This window comes from Blautia argi (genome assembly GCF_003287895.1).
Lineage (GTDB): Bacteria > Bacillota > Clostridia > Lachnospirales > Lachnospiraceae > Blautia > Blautia argi.
The window spans coordinates 2644618-2658610 of sequence record NZ_CP030280.1; the positions used below are offsets into that span (position 1 = coordinate 2644618).

10 protein-coding genes and 2 pseudogenes are annotated in these 13993 nt (G+C 39.9%); 11 read left to right on the forward strand and 1 reads right to left on the reverse strand.

From position 1 onward, the window contains the following. Positions 1 to 29: 29 nt before the first annotated feature. From DQQ01_RS12885 to DQQ01_RS12920, 8 genes and pseudogenes are all read left to right on the forward strand, one after another. The gene (locus DQQ01_RS12885; RefSeq protein WP_111920363.1) at positions 30 to 428 is read left to right on the forward strand and encodes a conjugal transfer protein; all 399 of its coding nucleotides are present in this window, start codon (positions 30 to 32) and stop codon (positions 426 to 428) included. Then, positions 406 to 1908, forward strand: a pseudogene (locus DQQ01_RS12890) (ATP-binding protein); the annotation flags it as partial. The gene DQQ01_RS12885 and the pseudogene DQQ01_RS12890, both read left to right, overlap by 23 nt. A 744-nt stretch (positions 1909 to 2652) precedes the next feature. Next, positions 2653 to 4479 carry a group II intron reverse transcriptase/maturase gene (ltrA, locus tag DQQ01_RS12895; RefSeq protein WP_002298631.1) on the forward strand — a complete coding sequence of 609 codons (1827 nt, stop codon included), beginning with the start codon at positions 2653 to 2655 and terminating at the stop codon, positions 4477 to 4479. A gap of 112 nt (positions 4480 to 4591) precedes the next feature. After that, a pseudogene (locus tag DQQ01_RS12900) lies at positions 4592 to 5536 on the forward strand (ATP-binding protein); the annotation flags it as partial. Then, a complete protein-coding gene (locus tag DQQ01_RS12905) occupies positions 5536 to 7734 on the forward strand; it encodes a CD3337/EF1877 family mobilome membrane protein (RefSeq protein WP_021390039.1) in 2199 nt (732 codons plus the stop codon). The pseudogene DQQ01_RS12900 and the gene DQQ01_RS12905, both read left to right, overlap by 1 nt. Beyond that, positions 7731 to 8738: a C40 family peptidase gene (locus tag DQQ01_RS12910; RefSeq protein ID WP_002322996.1), complete on the forward strand. Its 1008-nt coding sequence runs from the start codon at positions 7731 to 7733 to the stop codon at positions 8736 to 8738. Before DQQ01_RS12905 ends, DQQ01_RS12910 begins: the two co-directional genes overlap by 4 nt. 15 nt (positions 8739 to 8753) lie before the next feature. Then, on the forward strand, positions 8754 to 9656 hold the full coding sequence (locus DQQ01_RS12915; protein WP_111920364.1) for a conjugal transfer protein: 903 nt from the start codon (positions 8754 to 8756) through the stop codon (positions 9654 to 9656). Between the two features lie 102 nt (positions 9657 to 9758). Next, on the forward strand, positions 9759 to 9989 hold the full coding sequence (locus DQQ01_RS12920; RefSeq protein ID WP_002322999.1) for a hypothetical protein: 231 nt from the start codon (positions 9759 to 9761) through the stop codon (positions 9987 to 9989). 57 nt (positions 9990 to 10046) lie between these two features. Here DQQ01_RS12920 and DQQ01_RS12925 read toward each other — a convergent pair whose 3' ends face one another. Continuing rightward, positions 10047 to 10370, reverse strand: a complete 324-nt coding sequence (locus tag DQQ01_RS12925) for a winged helix-turn-helix transcriptional regulator (protein WP_003436079.1) — start codon at positions 10368 to 10370, stop codon at positions 10047 to 10049. A gap of 125 nt (positions 10371 to 10495) precedes the next feature. Between DQQ01_RS12925 and DQQ01_RS12930 the strand changes: the two genes are divergently transcribed. From DQQ01_RS12930 to DQQ01_RS12945, 3 genes are all read left to right on the forward strand, one after another. Continuing rightward, positions 10496 to 11014: a nitroreductase family protein gene (locus DQQ01_RS12930; protein ID WP_003436077.1), complete on the forward strand. Its 519-nt coding sequence runs from the start codon at positions 10496 to 10498 to the stop codon at positions 11012 to 11014. A 199-nt stretch (positions 11015 to 11213) separates the two neighbouring features. Further along, positions 11214 to 11984, forward strand: coding sequence for an ABC transporter ATP-binding protein (locus DQQ01_RS12940; protein ID WP_002323002.1), 771 nt, complete (start codon positions 11214 to 11216; stop codon positions 11982 to 11984). Beyond that, positions 11974 to 13953, forward strand: a complete 1980-nt coding sequence (locus DQQ01_RS12945) for an ABC transporter permease (RefSeq protein WP_002323003.1) — start codon at positions 11974 to 11976, stop codon at positions 13951 to 13953. The genes DQQ01_RS12940 and DQQ01_RS12945 overlap by 11 nt, the downstream gene beginning before the upstream one ends. Positions 13954 to 13993: the final 40 nt, after the last annotated feature.

The window sequence follows — 13993 nt, forward strand, 5'->3', positions numbered from 1 at the left end:
TAGAAATTTACGAAAGGAGCTGAAAGAACTTGAAAAAGATTAAAAGCTACACGGGTATCTGGAACGTGGAAAAAGTCTTGTATGCAATCAATGACTTTAACTTACCCTTTCCCGTTACTTTTACACAGATTACATGGTTTGTGATTACGGAATTTATCATCATTCTGTTTGGGGATATTCCCCCACTTTCCATGATTGAGGGAGCATTTCTCAAATACTTTGGTATTCCCGTTGCTCTCACTTGGTTTATGTCGCAAAAGACCTTTGACGGAAAGAAGCCGTACAGCTTTTTGAAATCACAGATAACCTATGCGATAAGACCGAAAATCACTTATGCAGGAAAAGCCGTAAAACTGCATAAGCAGATATTGAATGAAACAATCACGGCAGTAAGGAGTGTGAATTATGTTCCCGATAAAATATATTGACAATAACCTTGTCTGGAACAAGGACAATGAGGTGTTTGCTTACTATGAATTGATACCGTACAACTATTCTTTCTTATCCGCAGAGCAGAAATTTATCGTGCATGACAGTTTCCGACAGCTTATCGCACAGTCCCGTGAGGGTAAAATTCATGCCTTGCAGATAGCGACGGAAAGCTCAATCCGCAGTATGCAGGAACAGTCAAAGAAACTGGTAACGGGAAAATTAAAGGAAGTTGCCTGCCAGAAGATAGACGAACAGACCGAAGCGTTAGTATCTATGATTGGGGACAATCAAGTGGACTACCGCTTTTTTCTTGGCTTTAAGCTCATGGTTACGGAAGAACAGCTCAATCTGAAGAACATCAAAAAATCGGCGTGGCTGACGCTCACGGAATTTCTCCATGAAGTGAACCACACGCTGATGAATGACTTTGTTTCCATGCCGAATGATGAAATCAACCGCTACATGAAAATGGAAAAGTTACTGGAAAATAAAATCTCACGTCGTTTCAAGGTGCGTCGCTTGGAAATCGACGATTTTGGGTATCTCATGGAACATCTTTACGGCAGGGACGGTATCGCCTATGAAGATTATGAGTACCAGTTACCAAAGAAGAAATTGAAGAAAGAAACGCTGATAAAATACTACGACCTTATCCGTCCGACAAGATGTGTGATTGAAGAAAGCCAGCGGTATTTACGCTTGGAACATGAGGACAAGGAAAGCTATGTGTCCTATTTTACCGTCAATGCGATTGTAGGCGAGCTTGATTTTCCGTCAAGTGAAATCTTCTATTTCCAGCAACAGCAATTCACATTCCCAGTTGATACGAGTATGAATGTAGAAATCGTGGAGAACCGTAAAGCATTAACAACCGTCCGCAACAAGAAAAAGGAATTGAAAGACCTTGACAATCACGCTTATCAAGCAGGAAGTGAAACAAGCTCAAATGTGGTGGACGCATTAGACAGCGTGGACGAGCTGGAAACGGACTTAGACCAGAGCAAAGAAAGTATGTATAAGTTAAGCTACGTGATACGGGTGTCTGCACCCGATCTTGACGAGCTGAAACGCCGTTGTGATGAAGTCAAGGACTTTTACGACGACCTCAATGTAAAGCTGGTGCGTCCTGCTGGGGATATGCTGGGGCTTCATTCTGAATTTCTTCCTGCCAGCAAGCGATATATCAATGACTATGTGCAGTATGTAAAATCAGACTTCTTGGCAGGGCTTGGCTTTGGTGCGACCCAGCAGTTAGGGGAAACTACGGGTATCTATATAGGCTATTCCGTTGATACGGGAAGAAATGTGTACCTGCAACCGTCCCTTGCCAGTCAAGGTATAAAAGGTACAGTTACCAACGCCCTTGCGTCTGCTTTTGTCGGTTCGCTTGGCGGTGGGAAGTCGTTCTGCAACAATCTTCTGGTGTATTATTCGGTTCTTTTTGGGGGACAAGCGGTTATCTTAGACCCAAAATCAGGTGCGAAACGTTCCTACTTGAAAAGAGTAGGCACAGCACTTCATTAAATCAATATTTAATGTGTGTTGGAGAACTAAACACACGAATAGTCGAATGACGGGGTAACGCCCTGAAAGGCTACTTTAATACTCCGACTGGCAGAAACTTGAGTAAACAAGGCTCTGTCAGAAGCTCGGTGAAGTCGGCAGACAGACACCGTAACAGATAATGCTGACGAAAGATTCCCAGAGGTGGGCGTTGTGTCCTATATGCCGGAAGTCTATAAAATATCTATGGTTAGAATGTAGATGAGAGGTCTACTGACGAATCCTTGAATGTACAGGTCTATATCGGGGCTGGATAGAAATGTCCAGTGACACAAACAGTGTCGCTACTGTGGGTGAGTAAGACTCCGCATTTATGAAAATCCATATAACGTTAAAGGCGTTATCAAGGTAGCAGGCTTATAGAGGAAACCTAAGGATATATGTACAGATAGTGTGTTTGGAACGTTGAAAGCTGACAACATGGAGATTTTACTGTCTGTGAAGTGTTCACATCAGAAAGTTATTGTGAGATTAGCAATGATATAAGGTGTGTTAATGTCAGTGAGAGTGGTGGCACAGTACCTATGAAACCGTGATAACAAGCGGTGGAGGGATAGCCACTAGTCATATGAAGAATAGAATTACTAAGAAAAATGGTATGGGTTCGAGTAAGACTAAGAGATGTACTTGCTCCTGCAAACAAGGAGGGTACAGACCATGCTAAAGAAAAACAAGCTCCGCTATAACGAGTATTATGATATGCAACATATTTATGACGAGTTATACGCACAGAGCAAGAACGGTAATAACTTTTATAAGTTACTTGAAATTATTGGTTCGGAACAAAATATTTGTTTAGCTTACCGTAATCTGAAATCAAACAGTGGCAGTAAAACGGCTGGAACGGATGGAATGACGATAGACGATATAAAACAACTCAGCAATGCTGAGATTGTTGCTACCGTTCGGGAAAGCCTTAGCAACTACCGCCCCAAATCAGTCAGACGTGTTTTCATTCCAAAAGCTGGGAGCGATAAAATGCGTCCATTGGGGATTCCGTGTATCTGGGACAGGCTGGTACAACAATGTATCCTGCAAGTCCTAGAGCCGATATGCGAACCAAAGTTCCATAATCATTCCTATGGATTCCGTGCGAATCGAAGTGCCCACCATGCAGTCAGCAGAGTAACGACACTGATAAATTTATCAAAATATCATTACTGTGTTGACGTAGACATTAAAGGATTTTTCGATAATGTCAATCATGGAAAACTATTAAAACAAATCTGGACACTTGGTATTCGGGATAAAAGATTGATTTGCATTATCAGCAAAATGCTGAAAGCCGAAATTGACGGCGAGGGTGTCCCAGAAAAAGGAACGCCACAAGGCGGTCTGTTAAGTCCACTGCTCTCCCTCATAGTCCTTAATGAATTAGACTGGTGGGTAAGCAGTCAGTGGGAAACATTCCAGCCGAAGAACCGCAGTAAAAATGGGTGGCTTCAATACGCAAAGAAATATACCAAACTGAAAAGCGGTTTTATTGTACGTTACGCTGATGATTTTAAAATCATGTGTTCAACCTATGGAGAAGCACAAAGATTTTACCACAGTACCGTAGATTTTCTTAATAAAAGGCTGAAATTAGAAATCAGTCCAGAGAAATCAAAGGTAGTAAATCTGAAGAAAAATTCATCAGATTTTCTGGGGTTCAAAATCAAAGTCATTCCAAAAGGAAGAACGAAACACGGTTATGTTGCCAAAACAGATATGAACCAAAAAGCATTAAAGAAAGCGAAAACAAATCTAAAGTTAAAGGTAAAAGATATAGCCAGACATACGACTGGCTTCAATATCAGCAGATATAATCTGACAGTTATCGGTATGCAGAATTACTACTGCATAGCAACTAACGTATATAACAACCTGACAGAAGTAAGTTACGCTCTCTTACCGACCATACGAATCCGTTTAAGGAACATTGCAAAATCAGTTCCATTTGAAAGTACAAGTTCAGAATTTCAGAGCAGGACAAAAGGAATCAGACCAAAAACAAAAATAGTGATGATTGCGGATAATCCGCTATTGCCGATTCAAGGAGTACAACACAAAAATCCTATGAATTTCTCGCAAGATATTTGTAATTTTACAAAGCAAGGGAGAAACAAGGTGCATGAGGACGTTGTAGTTGTAACAAAAGAAGAAATCCGAGCGTTGTTGGAAAATGAAAACCCTGCCGATAGCGTAGAGTTTAACGACAATCGTATTTCGGCATATATCGCACAACAAGGCAACTGCTATGTAATGAATCGTCGAGGAACTCCGTCCACTCTGATATGTATTCACAAATCAGACAAAGGAGATAACCTTGATAGATATTCTAATCTGGCATTTGTGGAAATTCCCATTGCAAAGGCAATCCTAACAGAATCAGCAGACGAAGCAAAATCACTGTTAAAAGGTTATGTTCTTAATAGTCAGCAGAAGAAAAAACTGAACAGAATACGGACGAATTACGGATACCAGACAATAACTGGGAAATAACTTATAAATCTATTTGGATATGATGGAACGCCGTATGAAGCGAAAGTTTCATGTACGGTGTGAAGCGGGGGAAAACTTGGAGATAACATCAAAAAGTTACCTATCGCTATAGCGTGGCAACTGGAAAGAAACACTTCCAGAAATAGCCCATGAAATCAATATCGTAAATCTTACCAGCGACAAGGACAATGCAGGACTTCTTGACCCATTCGTGATTATGAAGAATGTTAAGGACGCTGAAAGTCTGGCAATCGACATCTTGACATTCCTTACGGGTATTTCTTCAAGGGACGGAGAAAAGTTCCCCGTACTTCGTAAGGCGGTGCGTTCCGTTACCCAGAGCGACAAACGGGGCTTGCTTCATGTGATAGACGAGTTACGCCGTGAAGATACGCCAGTATCAAGAAATATCGCAGACCATATCGACAGCTTCACGGACTACGACTTTGCACACCTGCTGTTTTCAGACGGTACGGTGGAAAATGCTATCAGCCTTGATAACCAGCTCAATATCATTCAAGTAGCGGACTTAGTATTGCCAGATAAGGACACGACCTTTGAGGAATACACGACCATTGAATTATTGTCGGTGTCTATGCTGATTGTGATTAGTACCTTTGCTCTTGATTTTATCCATTCAGACAGAAGCATTTTTAAGATTGTCGATTTGGACGAAGCGTGGGCGTTCTTAAACGTGGCACAAGGCGAAACTTTATCAAATAAGCTGGTTCGTGCTGGACGTGCTATGCAGGCAGGCGTTTATTTTGTTACACAATCTTCTGGGGACGTGTCAAAAGAAAGTCTGAAAAACAATATCGGCTTGAAGTTTGCCTTTAGAAGCACCGACATCAACGAGATAAAACAGACCTTAGAGTTTTTCGGTATCGACAAGGACGATGAGAACAACCAGAAACGCTTGCGTGATTTGGAAAACGGACAATGCTTATTGCAGGACTTATACGGGCGTGTCGGTGTGGTGCAGATACACCCAGTCTTTGAAGAACTGCTACACGCCTTTGATACCAGACCGCCCGTACAGAGAAATGAGGTGGAGTGATGAAAGAAAGGATAAAAGGTGCGTTCACAAAAAAGAAGATACTTCACGTTCTCAAAATGGCTCTGTTTGTCGTGGCACTCTCCCTTATCCTGCTTTCACTTCTGGGGACGGTGGCTCATGCGACGGGGCTTGTGGACGATACCATAAACGCAGAAAATCTTTACTCAAAATATCCCCTTTCCAACTACCAGCTTGATTTTTATGTAGATAATAGCTGGTCATGGCTTCCGTGGAACTGGCTGGACGGGATTGGAAAATCAGTACAGTACGGGCTTTATTGCATTACCAACTTTGTCTGGACTATCAGTTTATATTTGAGTAATGCAACGGGCTATGTGGTGCAGGAAGCCTATAAACTTGATTTTATTAACGATATGGCAGACAGTATCGGAAAGAGCATACAGACCCTTGCAGGCGTAACACAGAACGGCTTTTCTTCCACGGGCTTTTATGTCGGTTTCCTGCTTCTTATTATCTTGGTGGTGGGACTTTATGTTGCTTATACGGGACTGATAAAACGGGAAACAAGCAAGGCACTTCACGCTGTTATCAACTTTGTGGTGGTGTTCGTGCTGTCCGCTTCATTTATTGCCTACGCTCCCGACTACATCAAAAAGATAAATGAGTTTTCAAGCGACATCAGTACCGCTTCTTTGGACTTGGGAACAAAAATCATGCTCCCCAACTCTGACAGCGAGGGCAAAGACAGCGTGGACTTGATACGGGACAGCCTATTTTCTATTCAAGTGGAACAGCCGTGGCTACTTCTGCAATTCGGTAACAGCAACGCAGAGGAAATCGGAACAGACCGTGTCGAAGCTCTTGTATCGGCAAGCCCAGAGGACGAGGACGGGAAAACCAGAGAGGAAGTCGTGAAAACAGAAATCGAGGACAATGACAACAACAATCTAACAATACCGCAGGTCGTGAACCGTTTAGGTATGGTGTTCTTCCTACTGTTCTTCAATTTAGGGATAACGATATTTGTATTCTTGCTTACGGGCATGATGTTGTTTAGCCAGATACTTTTTATTATCTTTGCAATGTTTTTACCTATCAGTTTTCTACTTTCTATGATACCGAGCTATGAAAGCATGGCAAAGCAGGCAATCGTAAGGGTGTTTAATACCATAATGACAAGGGCCGGAATAACGCTCATTGTAACGGTGGCGTTCAGCATTTCCAGTATGTTTTATAACATATCCACGGACTATCCGTTTTTCATGGTAGCTTTCTTACAGATAGTGTGTTTCGCTGGTATCTACATGAAGCTGGGCGACTTAATGAGTATGTTCTCTTTGAACGCTGGCGACAGTCAAAACATGGGACGCAGGATATTCCGCAGACCATATCTGTTTATGCGACATAGAGCTAGGCGTATGGAAAGACGGCTTGCTGGTGCGGTTACTGCTGGCGGTGTTGCTGGTGCGGTGGCAGGTAGCACGATTTCAAACAGAAAACCGACAAGGAACACAGCCACAAAAGACAGTCGGGGCAATACATCTACTTCCAGCATGGGACAGCGTGCAGGCTCAAAGGTGGGGGCTGTCTTAGATACGAAAAATAAAGTGAAAGACAAGGCAAATGCTGTCAAAGAGAATATCAAGGATATGCCGACACAGACCGCTTATGCGGTGTATTCCGCAAAGGAAAAGGCAAAGTCCAGCGTGTCCGACTTTAAGCGTGGCATGGTGCAGGAACAGCTGTCCAGACAAACGGGACGCTTGGAAAGGCAAGAACAGCATAGGCAGAATATCGCTGACAAGCGTATGGAGCTTCAAAAGGCACAAGAAGCAAGGCAGGCACAGCGAAAGGCTGACGGATCAGCGACAACGGGAGCTACCCGTCCCCATGAGCGACCAGCCACAGCTTCAACCATTCCAAAGCCGAGTGCAGAAAAAATGCAGGAAGTCAAACGTCCTGCCACAGCAACCACTTCTAAAGCAAGTGAGCCAGTCAAGACAACTGTTATCAAAGAGCGTCCGTTATCTTCTGGTGCTTCTGATAGGAAAGCGACCCAGTCGGCACAGATAGCACATAGGCAGAATGTAGAAAAAGTGGTATCGCAGGAAACACGCCAGAATTACACCAAAGACCGCAGGACAAAGGTTCAGCAGACCCAGAGCGTCCAGAAGAACCAGCAGACCACAGAGAAAACCCGTAACCTTGTAACGAAGAAAGGACAGAAGAAAAAATGAAACTGAAACATATCGCTCTTATCGGCAGTCTGTTTCCTCTCCTCTTTTCTCTGGTGCTTTTCTTTGGTGTCCTCATTAGTGCGGACAGCGACGACGAGAACAGCAATTTTTCTTCTGGCATTACGGGTATGAACTTATCAGCAGAAGTCTTGAAACATCAGCCTATGGTGGAAAAATATGCCAAAGAATACGGTATTTCCGAGTATGTCAATGTATTGCTGGCTATCATTCAAGTAGAAAGTGGCGGTACGGCAGAAGATGTTATGCAGAGTTCGGAAAGTCTTGGTTTACCGCCTAATTCCTTAGATACAGAAAGTTCAATCAAGCAGGGGTGTAAGTATTTTGCGTCCCTGCTTTCTTCCTGCAAAAATCAAGGTATCGACGATTTGAATGTAGCGATACAGTCCTATAACTATGGCGGTGGCTATGTGGGCTATGTGGCAGGTAAAGGAAAGAAACATACATACAATCTTGCAGAGATTTTCGCCCGTGAGAAATCGGGTGGAAAGAAAGTAACCTACACCAACCCGATAGCCGTTGCGAAGAACGGGGGCTGGCGGTATGGCTATGGAAATATGTTCTACGTCGAATTAGTCAATCAGTATTTAACTGTTCCGCAGGTATCGGGAGAGCTGGCACAAAAGGTAATGAATGAAGCGTTAAAATATCAAGGCTGGAAATATGTGTATGGCGGTAGCAATCCCAACACTTCTTTTGACTGTAGCGGACTTGTTCAATGGTGCTATGGAAAAGCTGGTATCTCTTTACCGAGAACAGCACAAGCACAGTATGACGCTACCCAACATCTTCCTCTTTCGCAGGCAAAGGCTGGGGACTTGGTGTTTTTCCATTCTACCTATAACGCTGGTACTTATGTAACGCACGTTGCAATTTATGTAGGGAATAACCAGATATATCATGCAGGCGACCCGATAGGATATGCAGACCTAAGCAGTAGTTACTGGCAACAGCACTTAATCGGTGCAGGACGAGTAAAACAATAGAAAGGACTTGAAAATATGTTTAAGAAGAATAAGAAACAGACAGAAAATGTCAAAGAAAAAATGGTGCGTACTGTCAAAGTAGGCACACATAAGAAAACCGTGATTGCGTTGTGGGTGGTGCTTATCGCAAGCGTGAGCTTTGGGGTGTATAAGAATTTTACCGCTATCGACCAGCACACCACCCATGAAAAAGAAATCATTGAGCTTCGCTTGCAGGACACCAACGGGATAGAAAATTTCGTAAAGAACTTTGCGAAGTCCTATTACACATGGAGTAACAGCAAAGAAGTGATTGAAGCAAGGACGCAGGCAATCAGCGGTTATCTGACAAAGGAATTGCAGGACTTGAATGTGGATACAATCAGAATGGATATACCGACCAGCTCCACGGTTACAGATGTGATTGTGTGGAGTATCGAACAGTCGGGAACGGACACTTTTTCTGCCACCTACGAAGTAGATCAGCAGATAAAAGACGGAGAACAGACAAGCAATGTCAAGGCAACTTATACCGTGAAAGTCCATGTAGACGCTGACGGGAATATGGTAATCGTGCAGAACCCTACCCTTGCACCAGCAATCGAAAAATCAGACTATGAGCCTAAAACACCAGAAACCGACGCAAGCGTGGACGCTGATACTGTCAATGACGCTGCCGCATTTCTGGAAACATTCTTTAAGCTGTACCCGACAGCCACAGAAAAAGAACTTGCCTACTATGTATCGGGAAATGTGCTTGAACCTATCGGCAGGGACTACCTTTATTCTGAACTGGTAAACCCTATCTTTACAAAGGACGGGGGCAATGTGAAAGTCAAAGTATCCGTGAAATTCCTCGATAATCAGACAAAGGCAACGCAGGTATCACAGTATGAGCTTGTGCTACATAAGGATAGTAACTGGAAGATTGTAGGATAATCAAGAGAGTTCATTTATTGATTTATTTTTTCTTATGCGGTATATTTGAAAGGAAATATACCGCATTTGGTGTAACAGAAAATTTAATTTAGGAGTGATATTTTGATAGGACTTAAAAAACGAGATATAAAAAAAGCATTGAAAGCAGGTGCAAATGCTAGCGGTGTGTCTTTAGCTGATATACGGGCTGATATTGAAGCGACGATTGATGAAGCTATGAACAGTACAGACCCAGAGGTGCAGGCAAATTTCAAAAAGTATTTTGGGAATAAACGTCCTACGCCAGAAGAATATATTTACAAGATTACGAAAAAAACAAAAGTTAAGCTGTAAATAAAAACGCCGTGGTAAACAACTCACAGCGAGAAATCTGATTATCACGGCTTACAATCAGTTTTGGAGTAAATAATTTTCGCCCCAGTTACAAAGTTCATCAAGAATTGGTGTTAAGGTTTTTCCAAATTCAGTTAAGGAATACTCTGTTTTTGGTGGGACGACAGGATAAACCTTACGGTTAATCAATCCGTCTTTTTCCAGTTCACGAAGCTGTTGTGCTAACATTTTGTCTGTTGCTTTTGGAATGAGCTTATGAATTTCACTATACCGTAATGTTTTATTCATTAAGTGCCATAAAATGACCGCTTTATATTTTCCGCCGATTAGTTGAATGGTTGCTTCAACGGGACAACTAAAACCACAACAATTATTTTCCATGATGTTCTCTCACTTTCTTTTTAGGTAGTATATTACAAAATAGTGCGTTCTTGTCCAATAGACTATTACGGATATAATTATAGTATAGGTTGACCTAATTCACAAGAACAAAGGAGATTAAAAAAATGAATGTATTAGATATTGCAAAAAAGAGATATTCCGTTAGAACATACGAAGATAAGCCCGTAGAAAAAGAAAAGCTGGATAAAATACTTGCTTCTGCTCATGTTGCACCAACTGCGGCGAACTTACAGCCAGTTAAATTGTTGGTGGTGCAGGACAAAGAACGATTGAAAAGCATTGCAAAAGCTGGAAATATATATAATGCTCCATTGGCAATTATTGTTTGTGCAGACCATTCAAAAGCGTGGAAACGACCTTTTGATAACAAACAGACAACAGATATTGACGCTACTATTTTGACAGACCACATGATGTTGCAGGCAACAGAGTTGGGATTAGGTACAGTTTGGGTATGCTTTTTTAAACCAAATGTAATCAAACGAGAATTTCAATTACCAGATAATTTAGAACCAGTCAATATATTAGTCATTGGTTATGGGAAAGAAACACCAGCAGACCCAGAACGTCATTTTGCTACACGTATTCCTATGGAAGAATTGGTTTCTTACGACTATTTATAAAAGGTTTGTAATTGTAATTTTTTAGACAATGAAAGTAACGGGTCGTGAAAATGCTTCACAGAATTGTGATCTGCATTATCACGGCTCTTTTACTCTCTGTTTACTTTCAAAACTGTAAGTGTAATTGAATACTGCCCTTGCTATAATTTAATCGTATTCCAAAACAAATAAATGTGGCAGGAAGAAAGGAGCGATTTTAATGGAACACATTTTAAATTTAGAACAAGTAAAAAAATACTACGGGGGTAACTCTGGAAATATCACAAAGGCAGTAGACGGTATTTCTATGTATGTAGACAAGGGCGAATTTGTCGCAATAATGGGAGCTAGTGGTTCTGGAAAGACTACCCTATTAAACTGTATCTCTACGATTGATACCGTAACCAGCGGACACATTACAGTCAACAATCAAGATATTACCAAAATCAAAGATAAAGATTTTGCTGATTTCAGACGTGAAAATCTAGGGTTCATTTTTCAAGATTTCAACCTTTTAGATACCTTAACGATTGAAGAAAACATTTCTTTGTCATTGGTAATCAACAAACAGAACCCTGCTGATATTGACAAACGAGTTCATGCTATCGCTGATAAATTGGGTATTCGTGATATTTTATCGAAATTTCCTTATGAAGTTTCTGGCGGACAAAAACAGCGTTGTGCTTGTGCAAGAGCCTTAATCAATGAACCGAAACTGATATTAGCTGATGAACCGACGGGAGCTTTGGACTCAAAATCTTCCAGATTGTTACTGGAAACAATGTCTGACATCAACAAGAAAATGCAGGCTACTATTTTAATGGTAACACATGACCCGTTTAGTGCGTCTTTTTGTAAACGTATTTTGTTCTTGAAAGACGGTAAAATATTCAATGAAATTTTCAGAGGGGAAAAAAGCAGAAAAGATTTCTTCAATGAAATACTGGATATATTAACCTTGCTCGGAGGTGAAGTGGGAAATGTTAGGTAAATTAGCGGTTAGAAATACAAAAAGAAGCATTAAAGATTATTTGATTTATTTGATAACTGTTACTATCGCATTTTCTCTTATATTTGCTTTTAACTTAGTGGCAAGTTCTGAAGAAGTAATAGAATTATCGACAGGCATGGATACGTTTAAGTATATTCTAGCTTTTGTGAATGTTGTTATTATATTTGTTATCTGTTTTTTGATTAACTACACCACAAAATTTATGTTTGAAAAGCGAAGCAAAGAGCTTGGAACATATATGCTTCTTGGAATTAGAAAAAAAGAAATTGCTCGATTGCTTGTAATTGAAAATGTGTTATTAGCGATATGTGCTTTGGTTTTGGCTATTCCTCTTGGGTTCATATTTAGTCAATTTGTATCATTGGTAATTGTAAACTTATTAGGTATTCCAGAAGTAATCTTTATTTCAATAAATTTTGTTTCCATAGGATTGCTTGCTATTTACTTTTTGGCAATATACGTATTGGTTCTGCTTAATCTTTTACGAAGAATTAGAAAAATGACGGTACATGATTTTCTTTATTTTGATAAGCAGAATGAAAAGAAAATGTTCCGTAGCAATAAAAAGAGAAATATTATTTTCATTGTTAGTGTTATATTAGGAATTACTGCTATTTTGCTTTGGGCTTCACGTTGGACAATGGAAAACAGCGGTAAACAAGAAACTCTTACGTATTTGATGATTAGCATGATGATGTTGATTATCAGTATTTATGGTGTATCAGCTACTTGTGCAGATATGTTGTTGTCGGTTTTATTGAAAAATAAAAAACTTAAATATCAAAAAGATAACCTTTTTGTAACAAGAACTTTTGCGTCAAAAGCAAGAACAATGAGTTTTACGTTCGGGACACTTTCCATGTTGATATTACTTTCTTTGTTATGTTTAAATTTTTCAAGTATCAATAAAGGAGTGTATAAAGCAAGCATAGAAATGACAGCTCCGTTTGATGTTCATGTGTTTGAAGAAAAACAACCATTTAAAGATTTTAAAGAATATGTGAATGTTGTTGATGAAGATTATACAATAAATAAAGCAATCGAATTTGATGTTTATAAAGAACCGAAACATCAAATGCAGAATTATTTTGACGTGCAATTTTATGATTATGACCCAGTAATGAAATTAAGTGATTATAACGAAATACTGAAATTAAAGAATATGGACACCATAGAATTAAGTAATGACGAGTATTTTCTTGTAACTAGCAAAGATTTGTTATATAAAGTTGAAAACAACAAGGATATTGAAAAAATTCAGTTGACAAGTGGAAAAGAATTAAAACTAAAGGGCATTGATACAAAAACGTATTGGTATCAAATAAATAATACTGGAAGATTTGCTGTTATTGTGCCTGATGAATATGTTCAAGGCTTGGAAGTATCTGAGCAACATCTGATTATAGATACCATAGAAGAAACAGATACAAAACTTAGAGAAAAAATCAAACAAGATTTGAAACATCGATTAGTAATAGTAAATGATGATGGTGAAACAGTCGTACAATATTATAGACTTTCTGTAAGAGGTTCTGCTATTGAAGAACAAAATACGATGACCGCTATGATTGCAAGCATTTGTCTTTATATTGCCTTTATTTTGATTTCGGCAGTTGGAACAGTTCTTGCTATTCAATCACTAAGTGACTCTACAAAGTACAAATACCGCTATCAAACATTAAAAAGATTGGGAGTGAATGATAAATCATTATTTAAAACAATCAGAAAGCAATTACTAATATTATTTGGTGTTCCAGTTATTTATTCAATTCTTGCAAGTTTCTTTATGCTGGTATCAGTCAATAATGTTTATAAAATTTATTTAGAAAGTGAGTATAGTTATTTAATTTACTTCGTAGTAGGTTTGGCGATTTTCTTCTTTATCTATGGAATTTATTGGATAGCAACGTATATCGGTTTCAAACGAAATATCAATGAGGAGAGTTAGATTTTTCTAGCTCTCCTGCTGTGGAATTATTATAATGGTA

Coding starts and splice junctions, on each gene's coding strand:
- DQQ01_RS12910 (WP_002322996.1), top strand. CDS start 7,731: ATGAAACTGAAACATATCGCTCTTATCGGCAGTCTGTTTCCTCTCCTC.
- DQQ01_RS12945 (WP_002323003.1), top strand. CDS start 11,974: ATGTTAGGTAAATTAGCGGTTAGAAATACAAAAAGAAGCATTAAAGAT.
- DQQ01_RS12925 (WP_003436079.1), bottom strand. CDS start 10,370: ATGGAAAATAATTGTTGTGGTTTTAGTTGTCCCGTTGAAGCAACCATT.
- DQQ01_RS12905 (WP_021390039.1), top strand. CDS start 5,536: ATGAAAGAAAGGATAAAAGGTGCGTTCACAAAAAAGAAGATACTTCAC.
- DQQ01_RS12940 (WP_002323002.1), top strand. CDS start 11,214: ATGGAACACATTTTAAATTTAGAACAAGTAAAAAAATACTACGGGGGT.
- DQQ01_RS12915 (WP_111920364.1), top strand. CDS start 8,754: ATGTTTAAGAAGAATAAGAAACAGACAGAAAATGTCAAAGAAAAAATG.
- ltrA (WP_002298631.1), top strand. CDS start 2,653: ATGCTAAAGAAAAACAAGCTCCGCTATAACGAGTATTATGATATGCAA.
- DQQ01_RS12930 (WP_003436077.1), top strand. CDS start 10,496: ATGAATGTATTAGATATTGCAAAAAAGAGATATTCCGTTAGAACATAC.